Origin of the sequence: Streptomyces sp. SID486, from assembly GCF_009865385.1 — a bacterium.
Classification (GTDB): domain Bacteria; phylum Actinomycetota; class Actinomycetes; order Streptomycetales; family Streptomycetaceae; genus Streptomyces.
Window position 1 is genome coordinate 1 of record NZ_WWJT01000809.1, and the last position, 24176, is coordinate 24176.

The following is a 24176-nucleotide window of genomic DNA, read 5'->3' on the forward strand; positions in this document are numbered from 1 at the left end:
CGGCCCGCCACCGCGCCCGCGCGTACACCCCTGTGTACGCCCCTGCCGCACGCCCTCGCCCCCGCACGCGCCACCACCCCCAGTCGTCGGACAAGCCGTACCGGACCGCAGGCCCCATCCTGCCCTGACCGTCCCTGCGCCATCCGGGCAATGCGCACGCCCGTCCGAAACGCCCGGCGGCCTCCGGCCCCGCCCGCCCCACGGCTACCTCACCCCGGGGACCCCCGCAACACGAAGGCCACGTCACCGGTCACCGGTGCGGCGCCGCCCCGCAGCGCCCCCGCAGCGTCCGCGCCGACCCCGCACCGCCCCCGGGCAACACAAAACCCCGACCGCTGGGCGGCCGGGGTCTGTTCAGCTTGGGGTGTCGGATTCGGTATCCGGACTCACGAACCCGTGGGCACGGAGTCAGTCGCCTCCGTCCACAGGTCCTGCTCGGCGCGATCCGCCTGAATCTGGCGGTACACGAGGAGCCCGCCGATGGCGGCCAGTGCGACCAGGAGCAGCTTCTTCACCGCGCGACCTCGTCTTTCCTTGACGTAGGGGACCTCTGGCGCCCGACTATACACACCGACCGATATCGATCGGTGACCTGCGTCGGGGCCCAACTCCCGCCCCCGACCGCGCAATAGGCCAGGTCGGACGTCGATCGGGCCGGAGGGTGACCGCGCCCGTACGGACGGTTACTTTGCTCCCTCTTCGTCGGCGCTCACTCGGTTTTTCGAGTTTTCAGCCCTTTTGCGTCCATACGAGTGGTGTTCATCGGAACATCCACGCGCCACGGGCGTCGGTCCACCACTTCGAAGCCCACATACACATGATGAGCAAAGTACGCAAATCGCCCAACCCGAAAGTGAGGGGCCATGACCAAGAACAAGGTCATGAAGCTGTGGACCGCCATCGTCACCGCCTTCCTCGCGCTGTGCACGGCGCTCGGACTCGTCACCGCCGGTACGGCCACCGCCGCCCCGGCCGGCCCCCGGACCGAGAGCCCCCGCACCGGCACCGCGCAGCACACGCTCCCGACGATCCCGGCGATGCACCACTGGGCCTGGTCCCATGCCAGGGCCCTGCCCCCCACGATGAAGCAGCGGATCCGGGCCGAGGCCCACGGGAAGTCCCCCAGCTGCCGCCACCGCCCCCTCGCCGAGACCGATGCGCAGTCACCGTCGGAGACGTCGTCCACCGACCACCTCTCGGACTCCCTGGACTGCTGAGCCGTCCACCAGCCGCAGTACCGCAACGTCTCGACACGACGGCGACTTGCGTACGCACCAGTCGACACGGAAAGACCCCCGGCCGGGTTCGGCCGGGGGTCTCGCGCTTTCCCCCAACCCCACCCCACCACCAGAACGCCACGGCACCGTCGTCGTACGTCGTCGTACGTCGTCACACGTCGTCGTACGTCGCCCTCGTACGTCATCCTCGTACGGCAACGATCCGCACCCACACGATCCGCACCCAACGGAAAGGTGGTGAGCGCTGCCGTGAGCCGGCGCGTCACCGTAGTCACCGCTGTCCACGGCCCGTCCGCCCGGTTCCTGCCGGACGCGTACGCGTCCCTGTGCGCACAGCGGCTGCCCGCCGGCTGGGAATGGGACTGGGTCGTCCAGCAGGACGGCACCGCGGACGAGGTCCGCCCCCACATTCCGGACGACGCGCGCGTGAGCTTCCGCCAGGGCCGGCCGGGCGGTCCCGGCGTCGCCCGGACGATCGCGCTGGCGCGCGCGGAGGGCACGTACGTCAAGGTGCTGGACGCCGACGACCAGCTCACGCCGGGCGCACTCGCCCGCGACCTGGCCGTGCTGGAGGCGGATCCCGGCATCGGCTGGACCACCTGCCGTGTCCTTGACCTGCTGCCCGACGGCTCCACGGCCGGTTTCCCCGGCGACCCCGACGAGGGGCCGATCGCACGCGGTGCCGTCCTCGACCACTGGAAACGCCACGGCTTTCGCGCACCGGTCCACCCGGCGAGCCTGTGCGTGCGGCGGGAGCTGCTGGTCGCCCTGGGCGGCTGGATGGCACTGCCGGCCTCGGAGGACACCGGTCTGCTGCTGGCGCTGGACGCCGTGAGCCGCGGCTGGTTCTCGGCACAGGCCGGTCTGCTGTACCGCAAGTGGGAGGGACAGGTCACGGGCCAGTCGGCGCACGTGGACCCCGACGAACTCACGGCCCGCAGGACGGTCACGGAGGCCCGGGCCCGCGCGCTCGCCGGCCTCGGCTGGACCTACCCCCCGGCCGCCTCCACCCCCGCGCCGCCCGCCCCCGCGTCCCCGGCCGCTCCCGTCACTCCCCCCGCTCCGTGAGCACGACGGCCGGTGCGCGGCACTTCTCCACCGCCTCCCGCACCTGCCGGACGTCCACCCGCACCTACCGATCGTCCACCCGCACCTGCGGGTCGTCCTCCCGCACCTGCGGGTCGTCGGTGCTGCGAGCGGTGCCGGGGAGGACGATGTCGCGCCCGTCATCGAGCCCGGACCCGGCCGGTGCCCGGTGCGTGCGCTCGGACGAGCCGTGGCAAGGCCCGCCCGGCATGCCCCGGTTCAGCCACCGCCTCCCGCGACGGACAGCCAGTGGGCCACCCGGCGGACGGTGGGCTCGTCCAGCTGTTCGGCGAGGGTCCTGACCGCCTCGCCGTCCTCGTCGGTCAGGTCGTACAGACCCGCCCTGCTCAGACCGGCCAGGAGCACCTGGTGCCGACGGCCCGTCATGCGTGCGGCGAGCCGGTCCGGTCCGGACGGGCCGGGCTCGGGGCGTTCCGGCCCGGGACCTTCCGGAGCAGCATGTTCCGGAACAGCGCGTTCCGGTGCGGCGCGTTCCGGTGCCGGGCCTTCCGCTGCGGCGGCGGGAGCCGATACTGCGGCGGACGGGCTGTCGAAGAGCCGCCAGGCGCCGTCCTCGGGTCCCCACACCGCGACCGTCACCGCCTCCCCGCGCGCCCGTACGGTCTGGGCCATGTCGCCGACGGCGTACAGCACAGGCTCCCGGTACGGGGACTCGGCGCCCACCGTCCAGGTGTCCTGGGCGTCCTCGTGGAACATCGCGACCCAGCGCGGCGCGCCGGGCGGTCGCGGGCACCGGGAACGCTGCTTCTCCATGGCACTCACCCCTTCGGGAACGGCCGGCGCGACGAACGTAGCTGACGGTACGTCAGATATCCAGGCCGGGAGTGTGGTCTCTTCGCGGTCCGCGTGGCACCCTGCCCGCGCGCCCGGCCCGTGGCGGCGGGGTGTGCGGTGTCGTCCCGGGAGGCGGTCCTGGGCGACCGTCCCGGGACACCGCCCCGGGAGAGGAGGCCGGAGGATGAGTGTGAGCGGACGGGAAGCGGCGGCGGCCGGACCGGACGCGCGGGCCGAGGAGCTGCGCCGGACCCACTGCGCCCGCGCCCGGAGCGCCTACGACCGCGCGGTCGCCGCGTGCCGGTACGCCGGGGTCGGACCGGACGCGGCGGAGATCGTGCCGAAGGACACCGCCGGGCGGGCCGCGGGCGCCCTGCGGCTGGCGGCGCGGTCCCTCGACGCCCTGGCGGTGAGCGCGCCCGACCCGGCGGCCGACGCCCGCTGCGCCCGCAACACCGCCGCCACCGCCGCCCTGGCGGCACAACTGGCCGCGGCCGTGCCCCACGACGTGACCGGGGATGCCACCGCGACCGTGACCGGGGATGCCACCACGGCCGCGACCGTGACGGGAGGCGCCACCGCGACCGTGACCGGGGGCGCGACCGGGGACGGCGGCCGAGCCCCGCACCACGACTCCGCCGAGCATGACGTCCCTGCCCCGGACGATGGTCCCGCCGCGGCCGCCCTGCGCGCGGCACTCGCGGCGTCCCAGGCAGCGGCGGTGGCTGCCGGGGGAACCGCACGGGGGCGGGACACGGCCCTGAACGCCGAAGCCGACGAAGCCGAGCGGCGAGCCGTCACCGCGGCCCGGGCGGCCGGGTGGCTCGTCTGAAGCGGACGCACTCCGCGTCCCTGACGTGTCCCTGACGTGTCCCCGACTGTCCCCGGAGGCCGGGTGGCTCATCTGATGACGGAAACGCACTCCGTTGACGAAGGAAACGCACTCCGTGTCCCGACCGTCCGGCACCGGTCCCTCCCCTCGTGGGGACCGGTGCCGAACGGTGCGAGGCCGTCGACCCGTGCCGGTTCGGCGTGCGGCACGGATCGAAGCAGGGGGCCGGCTGGCGGGGCCGGCGTCGGCTCATCCGCCGGGCGTGGCGTGAGTCGACCGAATCTGACCGATAACGTTCGGCGCCATGGTGCTGCCTCTCCGAGCACTGTGCCGGTGGCCTGTCCGGACGGTATGTGACGGGTCGACTACCGGGTTCGGATCCTGCCATCTACAGCCGGTCCGGAGGAGGTTCCGATCTCCGGTCCCCCCCTTTCTCGCAGGTCAGGCGTATAGGGTGAGTTTTCCGGTCCGGACGTCCACACGCGGGGAAAAGTGAGGGGTGGAACCTTGAGTTCCGACTCAGGGGCACGCACAGCCTTCGCCGAGCGGCTCGCGTTGCTGTACAAGGAGGCCGGAAATCCTCCCCTCAAGAGCGTCGCCGAATCGGTCGTACGGCTGCAGCGGATCGACGAGCGCGGCAGGCCCGTACGGGTCTCCGCGCAGCGGATCAGTGACTGGCGCCGGGCCAGGAACGTGCCCGCCCAGTTCGCCGCCCTCGCGGCGGTCCTGCAGATCCTGATCCCGGAGGCGCGACGCCTGCGTCCCCTTCCGGTCTCCGCCGGCCTGTACGACCTCGCCCACTGGCAGCGGCTGTGGGAGCTGGCCCTGGCCGGTCCGGTGGGCGACCGGCCCGCGTCACCCGCCGAGGAGAACCGGCGGCCACCGGCCCAGGCACCCCCCGTCAGCGGCGGCGTGTGCCCGTACCGGGGGCTGGCCCCCTACCGGCACGAGGACGCCCGGTGGTTCTTCGGACGGGAGCGCAGCACGCACAGCCTCGTCGCCCAGCTCCGCGCGGCCGAGCGGTCCGGCGGACTGGTCATGCTGGTCGGCGCCTCGGGAGCCGGGAAGTCGTCCCTGCTGAACGCCGGCCTGGTCCCCGCCGTCCGGGGCGGCGCCCTGAACAGCGGCTCCGACAGCGGACGCGAAGGCCCGCCGGCCGACGGGCCGGTCCATCCCCCGCGGGGACAGGAGCACGCCCCTCGGTCCCGGCAGAGCCAGGGCCCGGAACACGAGCCGGGACGGGCACCCGAACCGGTGCCGGCGCCGGGGCCGGAACACGGACTGGCACCGGAACAGGTACCTGGCCCGGAGCGGGAACCCGCCGCGGCCCCCGCCGGCCGGGCCGTGCCGGCCTCCCCCCACGACCCCGCCGAACCCCTCGGTCCGGTCCTGCAGTTCGTCCCCGGTGCCGATCCGCTGGGTGAGCTGGTCCACCGGGTGCCCGAGCTGGCCGCCGTCGCCGTCGAAGCGCTCGCCGCCGAACGGGCGGCCTCGGAGAACCCGGCGCTGCCCGGCTGCGACGCCCCGCGCGTCACCCGGGCCGTACGAGAGGCGATCGCGGCCTGGGCGGACCGCGCGCACGCCCCGGGCGGGCGGCCGGTCGTCATCGTGGACCAGTTCGAGGAGGCGTTCACCCTCTGCTCCGACGAGGCGGAGCGGCGTACCTTCATCCATTTCCTGCACTGCGCCTGCACCCCGCCCGCAGGCTCCGGCGTGCCCGCGCCCGTCCGGGTCGTCCTCGGTATCCGCGCCGACTTCTACGAGCAGTGTCTCGGCTACCCGGAGCTGTCCGACGCGCTCCAGCACCGCCACATGGTGCTCGGCCCGCTGACCAACGCCGAGCTGCGCGACGCGGTGACCGGCCCGGCCAAGGCGGTGGGACTCGAACTGGAGCCGGGGCTCGCCGAGCTGATCGTGCGTGAGGTGAGCGCCGACGGGCCGCGCGGCGCGCACGACGCGGGCGTGCTCCCGCTGCTCTCCCACGCCCTGCTGGCCACCTGGCAGCGCCGGAAGGCCGGGAAGCTGACCCTGGCCGGGTACCGGGCGGCGGGCGGCATCCAGGGCGCGGTGGCGGCGACCGCCGAGCGCGCCTGGTCCGGCCTGGACCCCGCGGCCCGTACCGCCGCCCGGCTGCTCCTGCTGCGCCTGGTCCGGCTGGGCGAGGACACCCAGGCCACGCGCCGGCGCGGCACCCGGCGGCAGCTGGCGGCGGAGTCGGCGGACCCCGGCAAGACGGAGGAGTCGCTGGAGGCCCTGGTGCGGGCCCGGCTGGTGACACTGGACGCGGACACCGTGGAGATCACCCACGAGGCGCTGCTGCACGCCTGGCCACGGCTGCGGCACTGGATCGACGAGGACCGGGGCGACCACCTGCTGCGCCAGCGGCTGGAGGAGGACGGCCGGTCCTGGGAGGACTCGGACCGGGACAGTTCGCTGTTGTACCGGGGGTCCCGGCTGGAGCACGCGCGCACCTGGGCCCGGTCCGCCGGGGACACCTATCTGACCCGCAGTGCCGTGGAGTTCCTGGCCGCCTCGGTGCGGCTGCGCAGGCGCACGGTGTGGCTGAGCAGGGCCGCGGTGGCGGCGCTGGTCGTGCTGGCCCTCCTCGCCGGCGGTTCCGCGGTGGTCGCCTGGAAGCAGCGCGACGACGCCGTGTTCGAACAGGTGCTCGCCGAGGCCGACCGCGTCCAGCACACGGACCCGTCCCTGGCCGCCCAGCTCGACCTGGTCGCCCACCGGCTGCGCCCGGGCGACGAGGGCACCTACAGCCGCCTGATCTCGATAGTCAACGCCCCGCTCGCCACCCCGCTGTCGGGCCACACCGGCGCCGTCTACCTCACCTCGTTCAGCCCGGACGGCAGGACCCTGGCCACGGCCAGCTACGACCGCACGGTCCGGCTGTGGGACGTGAGCGACCCCCACCGCCCGGCCCCCCTCGGCAAACCGCTCACCGGGCACGCCAGCTGGGTGAGCAGCGCCGTCTTCAGCCCGGACGGGCACACCCTGGCCAGCGCCGGCGACGACGGCACGGTCCGGCTGTGGGACGTCACCGACCCCGCGCACGCCGTACCGCTCGGCAAGCCCCTCACCGGGCACCGCGGCACGATCTACCTGGTCGCCTTCAGCCCGGACGGGCACACGCTCGCCACGGCCGGCGAGGACCGCACCGTACGGCTGTGGGACGTGACCGATCCGCGCCGGCCCGGCGCGCCGGCCACGCTGCGCGGCCACACCGCCGCGGTACGCGCGGTGGCGTTCGGCCCGGACGGGCACACGCTCGCCACGGCCGGCGACGACGACACGATCCGGCTGTGGGACGTCTCGGCCAGGCACCGGCCCGAGCCGCTCTCGACGCTGCGCGGACACACGGACCTGGTGCACTCGGTGGCCTTCAGCCCCGACGGGCACACACTGGCCAGCGGCAGCGCGGACGACACCATCCGGCTGTGGGACGTACGCGCCCCACGCCGTGCGACGCCCCTCGGCGCCCCGCTGACCGGCCACACCGGACCCATCTGGTCGGTGGCCTTCAGTCCCGACGGCGGCCGGCTGGCCGCCGCGAGCGCGGACAGCACGGCCAGCCTGTGGAACATCAGCGATCCGGCGTCCCCGTCCCAGGTCGGCGAGCCGCTCGCGGGCAGCAGCGGTGAGATGTACGCCCTGGGGTTCAGCCCGGACGGCCGCACCCTCGCCACCGGCAGCGGGGACGGCAAGGTGCGCCTGTGGTCGGTCCCGACCTCGGACATGATCGGCCGGAGCGGAGCGTTCCGCCCGGACGGCCGGGTGCTGGCCACCGCCGCCCGGGACGGCAGGGTGCGGTTGTGGAACGTGACGCGCACCGGCCGGCCCGTACCGCTCGGCACCCCGTTCATGCCCGCCGACGGCGACCAGCACACGCTGGTGTTCTCCCCCGACGGCCGCACCCTCGCCGTTCTCGCCGGTGACCGCACGGTGCGCCTGTGGAACGTCGCCGACCCCGCCCACCCGGTCCCCGCCGGCCCCTCACTGGCGCTGCGGACCCGCTTCATGGGGCCCAACGCGCTGGCCTACAGCCCGGACGGGCGCACCGTCGCCACCGCCCACGACGACCGCACGATCCAGCTGTGGAACGTCACCGACCCCGCGCACGCCGTACCGGTCGGCAAGCCGATCACGGGCCACCGCGGCTACATCAACGCCCTCGCCTTCAGCCCGGACGGGCGCACCCTGGCCAGCGGCAGCGCGGACAGCACGATCCGGCTGTGGAACGTCACCGACCCCGCGCACGCCGTACCGCTCGGCAAGCCCCTCACCGAGCACACGGGTCCCGTCAACGCCCTCGTCTACAGCGCGGACGGGCGCACCCTGGCCAGCGGGAGCGACGACGACACGGTCCGGCTGTGGAACGTCACCGACCCCGCCGCGGCGACCGCGCTGGGCGCCCCGCTCACCGGCCACACCGAGGCGGTGACGTCCCTGACCCTCGGCGCGGACGGTCACATCCTGGCCAGCGGCGGCAACGACAACACGGTCCGGCTGTGGAACGTCACCGACCCCGCCGCGGCGACCGCGATCGGCCAGTCGATGAGCCCGAACGCCAAGGCGGGGAACTTCCTCTCCTTCAGCCCCAACAGCCGTGTCCTCGGCGTCTCCAGCGGCACCGACACGGTCCGTCTGTGGAGTCTGGACGCCGACACCGCGATCCGGCACATCTGCTCGGTCACCCGGGGCGTACTGACCCCCGGGCGGTGGCACGAGTACCTGTCCCGCCTGTCCTACGACCCGCCGTGCGGGCGATGATCAGCCAACCTGCCTGAATAAACCCGGACTTGGTCCCACACGACCGACAACCTTGTTACCCTTGGCCATAGCCCGATCGCTGGTGCATCCCCCGTCGCCAGCGGTCGGGCGTTCTCGTACCCGGCCGTCGACGAGCGGTGTCCGGCGGGGCCCTGCCGGCGTCGGCTGCGGGGGAACTGCGGCCCGACGGCCTACCGCGACTGTCCGCGCGCCCGGTGAAGGCGCTGGCATGCCGGACGGTTCCCCGCGCGCTGGGCCGGCGCCTGCGCGGGGGAGCGGCGGGCGTCCCGCCTCAGACTGATCATCGCCGCCGTACCGCTCAACAGCCCGCCGAGCCCCGAGACCCCCGAGATCACCAGCGGCCACACGGCGACGGGCGCCGGACCGCCGGGCGCCCCGCCACCCGAACCGGGCGCTCCGCCCCCCGAACCGGGGGGCGGTACCCCCTGCTCGGTGGCACCCAAGCCAGGAAGAGCGCCGGTCACGTACCCGATCACGAGCGTGAGCAGACAGACGGCGAACCCCGCGAGGCAGACGGCCACCCACCGGCGCGCCCCCGTGAGGTGCGCGGGGTGGCGTGTGACCGGCGCCGGTACACCCGGCACGCCCGGCGCCCTGCCGGGCCACTCGGAACGATGGGACACGGTGCTCACCCCACACCCGCGGGACCGCCGACCCGTCACTCGAATCTCACCACGTCACCGCGTCGCGGACGCGGTCCGACCGGCTTCACAAGGCCATACCACCAGCGTGCGCCCGGAACCGGAGGCGCGCATGCGCAACACGGACAGCGCACCCCCCGGTGGTGCCGGAGAGACGACCGCCCCAGCCTGCTACGGCCGGGGGAACCGAAGAGACGACCGCCCGGCCTGCTACGGCCCGGCGGAGCCGGAGAGACAACCGCCCCGGCCTGGTACGGCCGGGGGAACCGAAGAGACGACCGCCCCGGCCTGCTACGGCCCGGTGGAGCCGGAGAGACGACGGCCCCGGCCTGCTCCGCCGCGCCGCTCTCCCTCACCCGTCCTCGACTACTCCTCCGGCTCCCACGCGCGGAGCAGGTCCAGCAGACCCGCGTCTCCCTCGATTCGCAGGGAGTCCGCCGGAATCCGGTCGTACACGAAGAGGACCAGCTCACCGGCCGTGCCGTGAACGGAGACGCCGGCCGCGGCCAGGCTCTCGCCGGCAGCGGCGGCAGACGTCGTGCCGGGCGCGGGGATACGGGTGGAGCGTGCGCCGTCGCCGTCGACCGTCAGGCGCCATGAGTGGCCCCCGGTGGCGTGGAAGTCGAAGGCAGTGGGCTTGTGCGGCCACGGACTCGGCGTGGCGACGCAGGTGAACAGGAACTCCTCGACCCCGTCGAGTGCCACCTCCTCCGGCAACGGCTGCGGGGCACCCACCGTGACCTGGGCGTCGTAGGTGTGCACCGCGATCTGCTGGAGCTGGTGCCGGGCGACGGCGCCACAGGTCGGCGGCGACTGCGACGCACCCCACCACGTCCAGCAACCGCGATCCGGGCCGGCCTCCCGCAGTGCGTCCCCCAGCTGCCGCGTGGACTCCGCCAACCAGTCGAGCAGGGCCTGGCGCTCCCGAGGCGCGGCCGGGGCGCCCTCCGCCGCGGACTTGGCCGGTGCGGGACCGGCGGCGACGGTGGCGGCCCAGTCACGGCGCCCCTCACCGATGTGCTGCGCCAGATCGAACAGCGTCCACTCCGGGCAGGTCGGCACCTGCACGTCGAGGCTGGGCGCGGAGGCTACCGCGGCACGGAAGGCGCTCGACCGTTCGTCTATCAGTCGCAACAGATCGGGGAACGCGAGTGTCGTTGTCACACGGACTCCCTATCACCGCGTTCCGGCGACAGGACAGCGATTTTCACAGCCGCCGCGGCGAGCGCGCGACCCCCCGGCCGGCCCACCCACCGGCACACCCCGCACGCCCACCGAGACGGACGGCTGGTGTCAACCGCCCACACCAAAAGACCCCCGGCCCTGTGGACCGGGGGTCTTCTCGCTGGTGGGGCTAACAGGATTTGAACCTGTGGCCTCATCCTTATCAGGGATGCGCTCTAACCAACTGAGCTATAGCCCCGCCGCGCTCTGCGGTATGTGTCCCGCGCGCTGACTCCTGAAGATTAGCGCACGACCGCGCCAGTCCCAAAATCGGTTGGCGGTGGACCGTCAGGTCAGGAACCCGCAGGCGGTCGCCCGGCCGTCACTCGTCCTCCGCCAGGGTCAGCTCGATGCCGCCCACGAAGCCCGCGGAGAGGTTGTAGATGAACGCCCCCAGTGTCGCCAGCGCCGTGGCCAGCACGACGTCGATGACCGCGATGATCGTCGTGAACATCAGCACGTGGGGGAGCGAGAGGAACGCCTGGAGGTCGAAGCCGTTCGCCTCGTTCGAGCCGGTCGCCTCCGAGATCGTGCCGCCGACCGTGGAGAACACACCCATCGCGTCCATGACCATCCACAGCACCGCCGAGGCGACGATCGTGCAGATGCCGAGCGCGATGGAGAGCAGGAAGCTGACCTTCATCACCGACCACGGGTCGGCCTTGGCCACCCGCAGCCGCGCCTTGCGGGTCCGCGGCGCGGTCCGCACGCCGGTCCGCGGCTTGCGGACCGCCCCGGCGGGGGCCGCCGGATAGGCCTGCGGCGGGTGGTACGGCCCGTCGGGCCGCTCCGGCCGCCGCTCACCGGGAAGCGGAGACGCCGGCCGTGCCTCGCCGGCCTGGGCCGGACCTCGGGTGTCCGTCACAGTTCCCCCCTGGGATGCCTGCTGGGATTCCTGCGTGCCGGAAGGGTCCGTCACGGAAGCCTTCACCGGCTTCAGATTGGTCGTGTGCGGGTCGTGCGGGTCGTTCGCACGTGCCGCACGCGCGGCGGAGCCACGGCCGCCGCCGTCCGTTTCCGTACCTGTGGAGGTACCGGCCGATCCGGCGCCCGTGGCTCCGCTCACGATGACTCTCTCCTCGTGCTACTCGGCCGAGGGCGCCTCGCCCTCGTCCGTGCCGGTGGCCCCGGCACCCTCGGCGGATTCGTCCACGACCACATCGCCGTCGACTTCCTCCGCCTCGCGCCCGGCCTCGGCGTTACGTGCGATACCGACCACGGCATCGCGCTTGCCCAGGTTGATCAGTTGGACGCCCATGGTGTCACGGCCCGTCTCCCTGACCCCGCTGACTCGCGTACGAATCACACCGCCGGAGAGGGTGATCGCGAGGATCTCGTCGTTCTCCTCGACAATCAGCGCGCCGACGAGCGACCCGCGGTCCTCCACGATCTTGGCGGCCTTGATGCCGAGGCCGCCGCGGCCCTGGACGCGGTACTCGTCGACGGCGGTCCGCTTCGCGTACCCACCGTCGGTGGCAGTGAACACGAACGTACCGGGTCGAACGACATTCATCGACAGGAGCTCGTCGCTCTCCCGGAAACTCATCCCCTTGACGCCGGAGGTGGCTCGGCCCATCGGGCGAAGGGACTCGTCCGAGGCGGTGAACCGGATCGACTGCGCCTTCCTGCTGATCAGCAGCAGGTCGTCGTCGGCCGAGACCAGCTCGGCGCCGATCAGCTCGTCGTCCGTGCCGTCCTCGCGCTCGCGCAGATTGATGGCGATGACACCGCCGGAGCGGGGCGAATCGTAATCCTTCAGAGGCGTCTTCTTGACCAGACCGGACTTGGTCGCGAGGACCAGGTACGGCGCCGCCTCGTAGTCGCGGATCGCGAGGATCTCGGCGATCGCCTCGTCCGGCTGGAAGGCCAGCAGGTTCGCGACGTGCTGGCCGCGGGCCTCCCGCCCGGCCTCGGGCAGCTCGTACGCCTTCGCCCGGTACACCCGGCCCTTGTTCGTGAAGAACAGCAGCCAGTGGTGGGTGGTGGAGACGAAGAAGTGGTCGACGATGTCGTCTTCCTTCAGCTTCGTACCGCGCACGCCCTTGCCGCCGCGCTTCTGCGCCCGGTAGTCGTCCGTCTTCGTCCGCTTGACGTAACCGCCGCGCGAGACGGTGACGACGATGTCCTCCTCGGCGATCAGGTCCTCGATGGACATGTCGCCCTCGTACGGGATCAGCTTGGTCTTGCGGTCGTCGCCGTACTTCTCGACGATCGCGGCCAGCTCCTCGCTGACGATCCCGCGCTGGCGGACCGGGGAGGCCAGGATCTGGTTGTACTCGTTGATCTTCGCCTGGAGCTCGTCGTGCTCCTGGACGATCTTCTGCCGCTCCAGGGCCGCCAGGCGGCGCAGCTGCATCTCCAGGATCGCGTTGGCCTGGATCTCGTCGATCTCCAGGAGGCCCATCAGGCCGTTGCGCGCGATCTCGACCGTCTCGCTGCGCCGGATCAGCGCGATGACCTCGTCGATGGCGTCCAGGGCCTTCAGCAGGCCGCGCAGGATGTGCGCCCGCTCCTCTGCCTTGCGCAGCCGGAACTTCGTCCGGCGGACGATGACCTCGATCTGGTGCGTCACCCAGTGGCGGATGAACGCGTCGAGGGACAGGGTGCGCGGCACGCCGTCGACGAGCGCCAGCATGTTGGCGCCGAAGTTCGTCTGCAGGTCGGTGTGCTTGTACAGGTTGTTCAGGACGACCTTGGCGACCGCGTCCCGCTTGAGGACGATCACCAGGCGCTGGCCCGTGCGCGAGGACGTCTCGTCGCGGACGTCCGCGATACCGCCGATCTTCCCGTCCTTCACCAGGTCGGCGATCTTCTGCGCCAGGTTGTCGGGGTTCACCTGGTACGGCAGCTCGGTGACGACCAGGCACTGGCGGCCCTGGATCTCCTCGACCTCCACCACCGCGCGCATCGTGATGGAGCCGCGGCCGGTGCGGTACGCCTCCTCGATGCCCTTGCGGCCGACGACGAGCGCGCCGGTCGGGAAGTCGGGGCCCTTGATGCGCTCCATGAGCGCGTCCAGCAGCTCCTCGTGCGAGGCCTCGGGGTTCTCCAGGTACCACTGGGCGCCGGCCGCGACCTCGCGCAGGTTGTGCGGCGGGATGTTGGTCGCCATGCCGACCGCGATGCCGGCCGAGCCGTTGATCAGCAGGTTCGGGAACCGGGCCGGCAGGACGGTCGGCTCCTGGGAGCGGCCGTCGTAGTTGTCCGTGAAGTCGACGGTCTCCTCGTCGATGTCCCGGACCATCTCCATCGACAGCGGCGCGAGCTTGCACTCGGTGTACCGCATGGCCGCCGCCGGGTCGTTGCCCGGGGAGCCGAAGTTGCCGTTGGAGTCCACCAGCGGCATCCGCATCGACCACGGCTGGGCGAGGCGCACCAGGGCGTCGTAGATCGAGGAGTCGCCGTGCGGGTGGTAGTTGCCCATGACGTCGCCGACGACGCGGGCGCACTTGTAGAAGCCGCGCTCCGGGCGGTAGCCGCCGTCGTACATGGCGTACAGCACGCGGCGGTGGACGGGCTTGAGACCGTCACGGACGTCGGGCAGCGCACGGGACACGATGACGGACATCGCGTAGTCCAGGTACGAGCGCTGCATCTCCGTCTCGAGCCCGACGGGCTCGACACGCATCGCGAGTTCGCCGCCCTCTTCCGGGGTGGCGGGAGTGTTCTCGTCGGCCATTGCTGGTGAAGATCCTTCCTGGTGCGGTCAGCTGAGACCGACTCAGATGTCGAGGAAGCGGACGTCCTTGGCGTTGCGCTGGATGAACGCGCGGCGGGCCTCGACGTCCTCGCCCATCAGGACCGAGAACAGGTCGTCGGCCTGGGCGGCGTCGTCGAGGGTGACCTGGCCGAGGACCCGGTGCTCCTGGTCCATGGTGGTCACGCGCAGCTCCTCCGCGTTCATCTCGCCGAGACCCTTGAAGCGCTGGATCGAGTCCTCGCGGACGCGCTTGCCGCGCTGGCGGCCCATCTCGATCAGCGCGTCGCGCTCACGGTCGGAGTACGCGTACTCGATGTCGTCCCGGCCCCACTTGAGCTTGTACAGCGGCGGGCGGGACAGGTACACGTGCCCGGCCTCGACCAGCGGCCGCATGAAGCGGAACAGGAAGGTCAGCAGCAGGGTGCTGATGTGCTGGCCGTCGACGTCGGCGTCCGCCATCAGGATGATCTTGTGATAGCGGAGCTTCTCGATGTCGAAGTCCTCGTGCACGCCGGTGCCGAAGGCGGAGATCAGCGCCTGAATCTCCTGGTTCTGCAGGATCTTGTCGATCCTGGCCTTCTCGACGTTGAGGATCTTGCCGCGGATCGGGAGGATCGCCTGGTACTGCGGGTTGCGGCCGGACTTGGCCGAGCCGCCGGCGGAGTCACCCTCGACGATGAAGATCTCGCACTTGGTGGGGTCGTTCGACTGGCAGTCGGACAGCTTGCCCGGCAGGGACGCCGACTCCAGCAGGCCCTTGCGGCGGGTGAGGTCGCGGGCCTTGCGGGCCGCCACGCGCGCGGTGGCCGCCTGGATGCCCTTGCGGATGATGTCCGCGGCCTCGACCGGGTTGCGGTCCAGCCAGTCGTTCAGGTGCTCGTAGACCGCGCGCTGCACGAAGGTCTTGGCCTCCGTGTTGCCCAGCTTGGTCTTGGTCTGGCCCTCGAACTGCGGCTCGCTCAGCTTGACCGAGATGATCGCGGTCAGACCCTCGCGGATGTCGTCGCCGGTGAGGTTGTCGTCCTTCTCGCGCAGCAGCTTCTTGTCGCGCGCGTACTTGTTGATCAGGCTGGTGAGGGCCGCGCGGAAGCCCTCCTCGTGCGTACCGCCCTCGTGCGTGTGGATGATGTTCGCGAAGGAGTACACGCCCTCGCTGTAGCCGCTGTTCCACTGCATGGCGACCTCGAGGGACAGGCTCTTGTCCTTGTCCTCGGCCTCCAGCGCCACGACGGTGGGGTGGACCGCCTCCCCCTTGCGGGAGTTGAGGTACTTCACGAAGTCGACGATGCCGCCTTCGTAGTGGTACGTGACGGTCTTGACCTCGGCCTTCTCGTCCGCGCCCGCCTCGTCCGCGCCGGCGACCGCCTTCGCCGACTCGCGCTCGTCGGTGAGCTTGATCGTCAGGCCCTTGTTGAGGAACGCCATCTCCTGGAAGCGCCGGGAGAGCGTCTCGAAGGAGTACTCGGTGGTCTCGAAGATCTCCGGGTCGGCCCAGAAGGTGACCGAGGTGCCGGTCTCCTCCGTCGCCTCGTGCTTGGCCAGCGGCGCGGTGGGGACGCCCATCTTGTAGTCCTGCGTCCAGCGGTGGCCGTCGGTCCTGACCTCGACGGACACCTTGGAGGACAGGGCGTTCACGACGGAGACGCCGACACCGTGCAGACCGCCGGAGACGGCGTACCCGCCGCCGCCGAACTTGCCGCCCGCGTGCAGCACGGTCAGCACGACCTCGAGGGCCGGCTTGCCCTCGGAGGGCACGATGCCCACCGGGATGCCCCGGCCGTTGTCGACGACGCGCACGCCGCCGTCGGCGAGGATCGTCACGTCGATGGTGTCCGCGTAGCCCGCCAGCGCCTCGTCGACCGAGTTGTCGACGACCTCGTACACCAGGTGGTGCAGACCGCGCTCGCCCGTGGAGCCGATGTACATGCCGGGCCGCTTGCGGACCGCGTCCAGCCCTTCGAGCACGGTGATGGCGCTGGCGTCGTAGGACGCGGAGGCCGCGGCCTCGGCGTTCGCGCCTGCGTCGGTGGACGGGATGTTCTCGTTGGGGTTGCCGGAATCGGCCACGAAGCGCCCTTTCTGGCACAGCACGAGCCGGGCTCGTCGGCAGGTTGCCGGAGCGGCTGCGGCATGTTGCGTTGGTAAGCCTTGATCAGCGTTGCTCAGCTTTTCCCGGGCGGTCCCCACGATGGGGCGGGATTGTCTTCCAGTCTACCGGTAGCACTGACATCGATGGGGGTTTGCGGGCACCTGAGCCCCCATGTGCCGCCCTCAACCGGTCTCGGCCGGGTCCCGATATACGGATGGGGGCTCCAAGGGGCTCACAGCGGCACTCAGCGCTTCGAGCCGTCAATCCTTGGCTACCGGGCGGTCCGAAGGCCGTCCGAGCACGTCCGAGGGGTGATCCACACCGGCGTACGCAGGTACGACGGCCCACCGCGGCGACCCCGCGACGTGAGGTACGTCACCCGTACGTATCGCCGGGTCCGGTGCTGCCCGGAGCCCGCAGCGGGCCGTACCGGCGGGACTGGCCGCCCGGGTTGAGCACCTTGATCATCCGTACGCTGCCGTGCCCGAGATCCTCGTTGAGCCGGGCCACCAGCGCCGGCGCGAGCACCCGCAGCTGGGTCGCCCAGGCCGTCGAGTCGCACTGGACGGTGAGCACCCGCTCGTCCTCGTCGTAGCGCTGCGGCACACAGTGCTTCGCCAGGTCGTCGCCGACGATCTCCGGCCAGCGGCCCATCACGCCGCCCACCGCCGCGGGCGTCTCCCAGCCGCGCTCGTTGATCAGCCGGTTGATCGCCGCGCCCAGCGCCATCGGATCGCGTCCGTCGGCCCGTGCGCCGGAGCGCAGGCCGCCGCCGCGCCGCGCCTGCTTCTTCTGCCGCGCCGCGTCCCCACGCGCGCGTGCCTGCTCCTTCGCAGCGCGCAACGCCACGCGCGCGAGGTCCACACCGGAGGACTCCTTCGCCCCCCGGCCCGTCTCCGGGTTCGCGCCCCTGCCGGTCTCGGGGCCGGCTCCCCTGCCGGTCTCCGGGGCGGCGCCCCGGGCCGTGTACGGCTCGCTCCGGCGGGCGCCCGCGCCGGGTTCCTCGCCGCTCATACGCGCTCCACCGTCCCGTCGGCGACCGCGTACCGGACTCCGGCCAGCACCCCGGGGACGTCGTCGTCCACGGCGGCGGTCACCAGGACCTGTTCGCCGGGCGCGACCAGCTCCGCGAGCCGTTCCCGGCGGCGGGCGTCCAGCTCCGCGAACACGTCGTCGAGGATCAGCACCGGCTCGTTGCCCTCGGCGCGCAGCAGGTCGTACGAGGCCAGCCGCAGAGCCAGGGCGTAGGACCAGGACTCGCCGTGCGAGGCGTACCCCTTCGCGGGCAGCTGACCGAGTCGGAGAACCAGATCGTCACGGTGAGGGCCGACAAGGGTGACGCCCCGGTCGATCTCCTGTTTGCGCGCCTCCGCCAGCGCCGCCATGAGCTGGGCGCAGAGGTCCTCACGCGTGTGGGCCTCACCGGGCGCGGACGGCTTGTACTCCAGCCCGACCGGACCGCCGCCGGGGGCCAGCTGCTCGTACGCCTTGTCGGCCAGCGGCCGCAGCGCGGCGATCAGGTCCATCCGCTGGGCGAGCAGCTCCGCGCCCGCGCGCGCGAGGTGCTGGTCCCAGACGTCCAGGGTGGACAGGTCCATGGAGCGCCCCCCGTGCCGGCGTGCCAGCGCGGCCGTCTTCAGCAGGGTGTTGCGCTGCTTGAGGACCCGCTCGTAGTCGGAGCGCACGCCCGCCATCCGCGGGGACCGGGCCGTGACCAGCTCGTCCAGGAACCGCCGCCGCTCCCCGGGGTCCCCCTTCACCAAGGCGAGGTCCTCGGGCGCGAACAGCACGGTCCGTACGATCCCCAGCACGTCCCGCGGCCTGACCTGCGAGGACCGGTTGACGCGGGCGCGGTTGGCCTTGCCCGGGTTCAGCTCCAGCTCGATCAGCTGCTGCCGTTCGCCCTGCCGGACCTGCGCCCGCACGACGGCGCGCTCGGCGCCCATGCGGATCAGGGGGGCGTCGGAGGCCACCCGGTGGCTGCCGAGCGTGGCCAGGTACCCGACCGCCTCCACCAGATTGGTCTTGCCCTGCCCGTTGGGGCCGACGAAGGCGGTGACGCCCGGGTCGAGCGGAACCTCGGCCCGGGCGTACGAGCGGAAGTCGGCCAGCGAAAGATGCGTGACGTGCATGGTCGTCCCGCCGACCTCCCTGCTTGTCTCCGGCCCGCCGAGGGGCCTACTTCTTCTCTACGGCGTGGCCGCCGAACTGGTTGCGCAGCGCGGCGATCATCTTCATCTGCGGCGAGTCCTCCTGCCGGGAGGCGAACCGCGCGAACAGCGACGCGGTGATCGCCGGCAGCGGCACCGCGTTGTCGATCGCGGCCTCCACCGTCCAGCGTCCCTCACCGGAGTCCTGTGCGTAGCCGCGCAGGCCGCCCAGGTGCTCGTCCTCGTCGAGGGCGTTGACCGCGAGGTCCAGCAGCCAGGACCGGATGACGGTGCCCTCCTGCCAGGAGCGGAAGACCTCGCGGACGTTCTCCACGGAGTCGACCTTCTCCAGCAGCTCCCAGCCCTCGGCGTAGGCCTGCATCATGGCGTACTCGATGCCGTTGTGGACCATCTTCGCGAAGTGGCCCGCGCCGGCCTTGCCCGCGTGCACCGCGCCGAAGTCGCCCGCCGGCTTCAGCGCGTCGAAGACGGGCTGCACCTTGGCGATGTCGGCGGCGTCGCCGCCGTACATCAGCGCGTACCCGTTCTCCAGGCCCCAGACGCCGCCGGAGACACCGCAGTCGACGAAACCTATGCCCTTGGCGGCCAGCTGCTCGGCGTGCTTCTCGTCGTCCGTCCAGCGGGAGTTGCCGCCGTCCACGACCACGTCACCGGGCTCCAGCAGCTCGGCGAGCCGGTCGACGGTCGACTGGGTGGGCTCGCCGGCCGGGACCATCACCCAGACCACGCGCGGGCCGCTGAGCTTGCCCACAAGTTCTTCCAGGCTGTGGACATCCGCGAGGTCCGCGGTGCGGTCGTATCCGATGACGGTGTGGCCCGCGCGGCGGATCCGCTCGCGCATGTTGCCGCCCATCTTGCCGAGGCCGACGAGACCGAGCTCCATCAGTTGTGTTCCTTAGGTCGCTGTGTGGCGTGAGAGGCACCTGAGGTGCCGAGCCGAGCCTAAACCCGGACGCTCATGCACAGCTGTGGGCATACGCGCTCATGCGTTACCCCGCTGACCTACGGCTTCACACCGTGTCGCGGCCCCGGCCCCACCGTCGCGCCGGGCGCCCACAAAGACGCCCGGCTCTGTGCACAGCTGTGGACGACGTCAGCCGCTCAGCCGCACGGGCATGATCAGGTACTTGTACGCGTCGTCGGCCTCGGCGTCCAGCGCCGGCTTGCCGCTGAGCAGCGCGGGCTTGGTGGACGTGGTGAACGACAGCTGCGCCACCGGCGAGTCGATCGCGCTCAGCCCGTCCAGCAGGAACGTCGGGTTGAAGGCGATCGAGATGTCGTCGCCCTCCAGCTGCGCGTCGACCCTTTCCACAGCCTGTGCGTCGTCGCTGGAGCCCGCCTCCAGGATCAGGACACCCTGCTCGAAGCTCAGCCGGACCGGGGTGTTGCGCTCGGCAACCAGGGCCACGCGCTTGACCGCCTCCACGAAGGGCGCGGTCTCGATCACGGCGACGGAGTTGAACTCGGTCGGGAACAGCGTCCGGTACTTCGGCAGGTCGCCCTCGAGCAGACGCGTGGTCGTACGCCGGCCCGCGCCCTCGAAACCGATCAGGCCCTCTCCAGCGCCCGAGCCGGAGAGCGCCAGGATGACGCTGTCACCGCTCGTCAGGGCCTTGGCGGTGTCCTGGAGCGTCTTGGCGGGCACCAGGGCGACCGCGGAGACGTCCGGGTTCTCCGGCTTCCAGAGGAACTCACGGACGGCGAAGCGGTAACGGTCGGTGGAGGCCAGGGTGACCGTGTCGCCCTCGATCTCGATGCGCACACCGGTGAGCACCGGGAGCGTGTCGTCACGGCCGGCGGCGATGGCCACCTGGGAGACGGCGGCGGCGAAGACCTCGCCGGGGACGGTGCCGGTCGCGTTCGGCATCTGCGGCAGCGCCGGGTACTCCTCCACAGGGAGGGTGTGGAGGGTGAAGCGGGAGGAGCCGCAGACCACGGTCGCCCGTACACCGTCTGTGGAGATCTCCACCGGCCGGTTGGGTAGGGCGCGGGAGATGTCGGCGAGCAGCCGGCCCGAGACGAGGACGGTGCCCTCCTCCTCGACCTCGGCCTCGACGTTGACCCGCGCGGAGACCTCGTAGTCGAAGCTCGACAGGCTCAGCTGGCCGTCCTCGGCCTTGAGCAGCAGGCCGGCGAGGACAGGCGCCGGCGGACGGGCCGGGAGGCTGCGTGCTGCCCACGCCACTGCCTCCGCGAGTACGTCGCGTTCCACCCGGATCTTCACCGTAAGCCGCCTCCTGCTGTTGCTACTGAGTCCTCCGACTCGGTGTCACCGCCCACTGGGACGGGAAGGACACCGGGGACCAGTCTGACGCACGGCACTGACAGTAGGTGCCCGTCGGGGTCAAGTCGGTCCGAGGGGCAGCCGGACGCGAGACGGCGAGTTGTGCACAGGCCCCGCTTCAAACCGATTCCCGTTCTCTCTCTAGTCGGGAGTAGTAGTAGGGCCTGTGGATACCGTGGATAACCACGTTTGCGCAGCTCAGCGCAGGTTTTTTATCCACTGGCCCTGTGGGTGGAGGCAGTGGACAACCGGGCCTGTCTGTGGAGAACAGAAAGTTCTGCACACAGCGCCCACAGGGAGAGGGCAGTTCTCCCCAGCTGTGTCCCCAGGAATACCCACGTTTCCCACACCCCAACCCGGCAGCTTCCTGTGACGCCTTTCACTCGACGTGGTGATCCGGTGCGTCGGGTTGCCGAACAGTGGACAGCCATGTGGAGAAGCCGGGGTTCGCTGGGGACAACCGCCCTCAACCTGTGGGGTGCCGGTGGACAACTCGTCGGACCGCCTGTGGGGCGGGGGGTTTTCCACAACCTGTGGAGATCGTTCGTCCACGATTCCACAGGCACCTGAGCTGGGCGGACGTCACGTGGCCAGCTTCCCTGTGGACGCAGTTCGGGACAACTCCGCAGTCCCCAGGATGTGGAAGGAAGAAAGTCACCGAATCTGTGGAGAGTGGCCGTAACCCGGCAAGTATTCGAACACCGGATGACCGGGGAGGAACGGTCCACGGCCCGCCGCGCGGTGGCCGGACACCGCCGCGCGCGGTACTGGACGCCGTCGGACGTGCTTCGGGGGGCTTGCGCGGGACGCTTCGGGGCGTCGGCGTGTGTGCTTCGGGGGGCTTGCGCGGGGCGCTTCGGGGCGTCGGCGTGTGTGGTTCGGGGGGCTTGCGCGGGGCGCTTCGGGGCGGCGGCGTGTGTGCTTCGGGGGCTCGCTCGGGACGCTTCGGGGAGCCGGGGGTGCGCTTCTGGGCGCCTGCGGGTGTGGAACTCCGGGAGCCACGCGGCGCGCTTCGGGGGGCTCGCGCCTTACGCGCTGGGCGGTGGCGGGCGGCCTCCGGGGCGGCGCTCGGGGCGATGGCGGTTGGCGTGCGGGGCGGCGGCGGTCGGCGTGCGGGGCACGGAAACGCCGGAGGGCACCTGCGGGGGACGCATGGTCCCCGCGGTGCCCTCCGGCGCCGTCCTGCGGCTGCCCTCAGCCGTTCTTGATGCGGTTGGTCAGCTCGGTGACCTGGTTGTAGATCGAGCGCCGCTCGGCCATGAGCGCGCGGATCTTGCGGTCGGCGTGCATGACGGTCGTGTGGTCGCGGCCGCCGAACTGCGCACCGATCTTCGGCAGTGACAGGTCCGTCAGCTCACGGCACAGGTACATCGCGATCTGCCGGGCGGTGACCAGCGCGCGCCCGCGCGAGGTACCGCACAGGTCCTCCACCGTCAGCCCGAAGTAGTCCGCGGTGGCACCCATGATCGCCGTGGCCGTGATCTCCGGTGCGCTGTCCTCGCCGCCGGGGATCAGGTCCTTCAGAACGATCTCCGTCAGGCCCAGGTCCACCGGCTGCCGGTTGAGCGAGGCGAAAGCCGTCACCCGGATCAGCGCGCCCTCCAGCTCACGGATGTTCCGCGAGATCCGCGAGGCGATGAACTCCAGCACCTCCGGCGGGGCGTTCAGCTGCTCCTGCACCGCCTTCTTGCGCAGGATCGCGATCCGCGTCTCCAGCTCCGGCGGCTGGACATCGGTGATCAGACCCCACTCGAAACGGTTCCGCAGCCGGTCCTCCAGCGTCACCAGCTGCTTGGGCGGACGGTCGCTGGAGAGCACGATCTGCTTGTTCGCGTTGTGGAGCGTGTTGAACGTGTGGAAGAACTCCTCCTGCGTCGACTCCTTGTCCGCCAGGAACTGGATGTCGTCGACGAGCAGGATGTCCATCTCGCGGTAGCGCTTGCGGAAGCTGTCGCCCTTGCCGTCGCGGATGGAGTTGATGAACTCGTTGGTGAACTCCTCGGAGCTCACGTACCGCACGCGCGTGCCCGGGTAGAGGCTGCGCGCGTAGTGCCCGATCGCGTGCAGCAGATGGGTCTTGCCGAGCCCCGACTCCCCGTAGATGAACAGGGGGTTGTACGCCTTCGCCGGCGCCTCGGCGACCGCGACGGCCGCGGCGTGCGCGAACCGGTTGGACGCGCCGATGACGAAGGTGTCGAACAGGTACTTGGGGTTCAGCCGCGCCGTCGGCTCGCCGGGGCCGCTCGCCGGTGCGGGCTGTGCGGACGGCGGACCGGGAGCACCCGCCGAGGACGCGTCCGGCCGGCCGTGCGCGGCCCGGTGCGCGGGCGGCTCGGGCAGTTCACGGCGGACCGGGTCGCGCTGGTCGTACTCGGCGCGGGGCGGGTCGTACTCGGGACGCGAGGACTCGTAGTCCGCCCGTCCCTTCTCGTACTCCTGCCGTCCCTTGTCGTAGTTCTGGCGCCCCTTGTCGTACTCCTGCCGCCCGGGTTCGTACTCCTGGCGTCCCTTGTCGTAGTCCTGCCGTCCCTTGTCGTAGTCCGCGCGCGGGGCGTCGTAGTCGCCGCGCTGCTGCTCGTACGGCGGCCGGTCCAGGTTCTGCGGGCGGTAGTCCTGGGAGGACGAGCCGTACGCGTCCGCGCCGGAGCCGTAGCCGTCCTGGGAGGACGGGGAGGCGTACGGGTCGCGCTCGGGGAAGCCGAGCCGGGGCTGCTGCCAGCTGTACTCGTCCTGCCCGGGGCGCGGCCAGGCGCCGGGCTCGGGGCGGTGGTACTCGGACGGGTAAGCCGGCCGGGCGGTGGGGAGCTGGTCCGGGCGGGACGGCGGATGCTGCTCGGAGCGCGGCTCGGCGCCCGGGAGCTGGTCGCCGCCGCGGTGGCGACCGTACCCCTCGTACGGGCCGGAGGGCAGCTCCGGCTCCTCGTAGCGCGGCTTCGGCTGCTGCTGCGCGGGCGGCGCGGCGGGCGCCGGCGGTTCGCCCGCGGAGTCGTCCACGGTGATCGCGATCCGGATGGGGCGGCCGCACTCGCGGCTCAGGCTCTCGCTGACGATCGGCGCGAGACGGCCCTCCAGTACGTTCTTCGCGAATTCGTTCGGTACGGCGAGCAGAGCGGTGTCCGCGACCAGCGCGAGCGGCTGGCAGCGCCGGATCCAGTGCTCGTCCTTGCCCTCCACACCCTGACCGCGGCCCTCCCCGAGGAGCTGCTCCAGTACTCGCGGCCACACTGCGGCAAGATCGGCAGGTACGTCAGCCACAGGGCACGCTCTCTCACAGGTCCCACGAACGTGTGGTCCAGGGACGGGTCGGGATCAAATC

The 24176-nt window shown here is 71.8% G+C and carries 15 protein-coding genes and 1 tRNA gene; 4 read left to right on the forward strand and 12 right to left on the reverse strand.

The genetic code is table 11. The features are described 5' to 3' along the window. Window positions 1–386: 386 nt before the first annotated feature. Window positions 387–515, reverse strand: a complete 129-nt coding sequence (locus GT045_RS40380; protein WP_003999697.1) for a DLW-39 family protein — start codon at window positions 513–515, stop codon at window positions 387–389. A gap of 348 nt (window positions 516–863) precedes the next feature. Here GT045_RS40380 and GT045_RS38195 point away from each other — a divergent pair, with 348 nt between their 5' ends. Beyond that, window positions 864–1217: a DUF6344 domain-containing protein gene (locus GT045_RS38195; RefSeq protein WP_161295045.1), complete on the forward strand. Its 354-nt coding sequence runs from the start codon at window positions 864–866 to the stop codon at window positions 1215–1217. Between the two features lie 258 nt (window positions 1218–1475). After that, a complete protein-coding gene (locus tag GT045_RS38200; RefSeq protein WP_345942886.1) occupies window positions 1476–2306 on the forward strand; it encodes a glycosyltransferase in 831 nt (276 codons plus the stop codon). 237 nt (window positions 2307–2543) lie between these two features. Here GT045_RS38200 and GT045_RS39300 read toward each other — a convergent pair whose 3' ends face one another. Continuing rightward, a complete protein-coding gene (locus GT045_RS39300; protein ID WP_202529543.1) occupies window positions 2544–3098 on the reverse strand; it encodes a hypothetical protein in 555 nt (184 codons plus the stop codon). A 205-nt stretch (window positions 3099–3303) separates the two neighbouring features. Between GT045_RS39300 and GT045_RS38205 the strand changes: the two genes are divergently transcribed. Together GT045_RS38205 and GT045_RS38210 are read left to right on the forward strand one after the other, a co-directional pair. Continuing rightward, window positions 3304–3951 (forward strand): hypothetical protein, encoded by a 648-nt coding sequence (locus tag GT045_RS38205; RefSeq protein WP_161337015.1) that lies wholly within the window; start codon window positions 3304–3306, stop codon window positions 3949–3951. A 507-nt stretch (window positions 3952–4458) separates the two neighbouring features. Continuing rightward, window positions 4459–8730: a hypothetical protein gene (locus tag GT045_RS38210; RefSeq protein WP_161337016.1), complete on the forward strand. Its 4272-nt coding sequence runs from the start codon at window positions 4459–4461 to the stop codon at window positions 8728–8730. A gap of 1028 nt (window positions 8731–9758) precedes the next feature. Here GT045_RS38210 and GT045_RS38215 read toward each other — a convergent pair. The 10 genes from GT045_RS38215 to dnaA all read right to left on the reverse strand — a co-directional run bounded on the left by GT045_RS38215 (window position 9759) and on the right by dnaA (window position 24115). Then, complete coding sequence (locus GT045_RS38215) at window positions 9759–10556, reverse strand: maleylpyruvate isomerase family mycothiol-dependent enzyme (RefSeq protein WP_161337017.1); 798 nt, start codon at window positions 10554–10556, stop codon at window positions 9759–9761. Window positions 10557–10738: 182 nt separating this feature from the next. After that, window positions 10739–10815: transfer RNA gene (locus GT045_RS38220), tRNA-Ile, on the reverse strand. A gap of 123 nt (window positions 10816–10938) precedes the next feature. Further along, a complete protein-coding gene (locus GT045_RS38225; protein WP_161337018.1) occupies window positions 10939–11682 on the reverse strand; it encodes a DUF3566 domain-containing protein in 744 nt (247 codons plus the stop codon). A gap of 18 nt (window positions 11683–11700) precedes the next feature. Next, window positions 11701–14295 (reverse strand): DNA gyrase subunit A, encoded by a 2595-nt coding sequence (gyrA, locus tag GT045_RS38230; RefSeq protein WP_161289609.1) that lies wholly within the window; start codon window positions 14293–14295, stop codon window positions 11701–11703. 42 nt (window positions 14296–14337) lie between these two features. Then, on the reverse strand, window positions 14338–16407 hold the full coding sequence (gene gyrB, locus GT045_RS38235; protein ID WP_161289606.1) for a DNA topoisomerase (ATP-hydrolyzing) subunit B: 2070 nt from the start codon (window positions 16405–16407) through the stop codon (window positions 14338–14340). Between the two features lie 373 nt (window positions 16408–16780). After that, window positions 16781–17419, reverse strand: a complete 639-nt coding sequence (locus GT045_RS38240) for a DciA family protein (protein ID WP_237539213.1) — start codon at window positions 17417–17419, stop codon at window positions 16781–16783. Further along, complete coding sequence (recF, locus tag GT045_RS38245) at window positions 17416–18537, reverse strand: DNA replication/repair protein RecF (RefSeq protein ID WP_161337019.1); 1122 nt, start codon at window positions 18535–18537, stop codon at window positions 17416–17418. The genes GT045_RS38240 and recF overlap by 4 nt, the downstream gene beginning before the upstream one ends. 46 nt (window positions 18538–18583) lie before the next feature. Then, window positions 18584–19459, reverse strand: coding sequence for a phosphogluconate dehydrogenase (NAD(+)-dependent, decarboxylating) (gene gnd / locus GT045_RS38250; protein WP_161337020.1), 876 nt, complete (start codon window positions 19457–19459; stop codon window positions 18584–18586). A gap of 210 nt (window positions 19460–19669) precedes the next feature. Beyond that, the gene (dnaN, locus tag GT045_RS38255; RefSeq protein ID WP_161291830.1) at window positions 19670–20800 is read right to left on the reverse strand and encodes a DNA polymerase III subunit beta; all 1131 of its coding nucleotides are present in this window, start codon (window positions 20798–20800) and stop codon (window positions 19670–19672) included. Between the two features lie 1254 nt (window positions 20801–22054). After that, window positions 22055–24115, reverse strand: a complete 2061-nt coding sequence (dnaA, locus tag GT045_RS38260) for a chromosomal replication initiator protein DnaA (RefSeq protein ID WP_161337021.1) — start codon at window positions 24113–24115, stop codon at window positions 22055–22057. Between the last annotated feature and the right edge of the window lie 61 nt (window positions 24116–24176).

Coding starts and splice junctions, on each gene's coding strand:
- recF (WP_161337019.1), bottom strand. CDS start 18,537: ATGCACGTCACGCATCTTTCGCTGGCCGACTTCCGCTCGTACGCCCGG.
- GT045_RS38240 (WP_237539213.1), bottom strand. CDS start 17,419: ATGAGCGGCGAGGAACCCGGCGCGGGCGCCCGCCGGAGCGAGCCGTAC.
- gnd (WP_161337020.1), bottom strand. CDS start 19,459: ATGGAGCTCGGTCTCGTCGGCCTCGGCAAGATGGGCGGCAACATGCGC.
- gyrA (WP_161289609.1), bottom strand. CDS start 14,295: ATGGCCGACGAGAACACTCCCGCCACCCCGGAAGAGGGCGGCGAACTC.
- GT045_RS38205 (WP_161337015.1), top strand. CDS start 3,304: ATGAGTGTGAGCGGACGGGAAGCGGCGGCGGCCGGACCGGACGCGCGG.
- GT045_RS39300 (WP_202529543.1), bottom strand. CDS start 3,098: ATGGAGAAGCAGCGTTCCCGGTGCCCGCGACCGCCCGGCGCGCCGCGC.
- GT045_RS38195 (WP_161295045.1), top strand. CDS start 864: ATGACCAAGAACAAGGTCATGAAGCTGTGGACCGCCATCGTCACCGCC.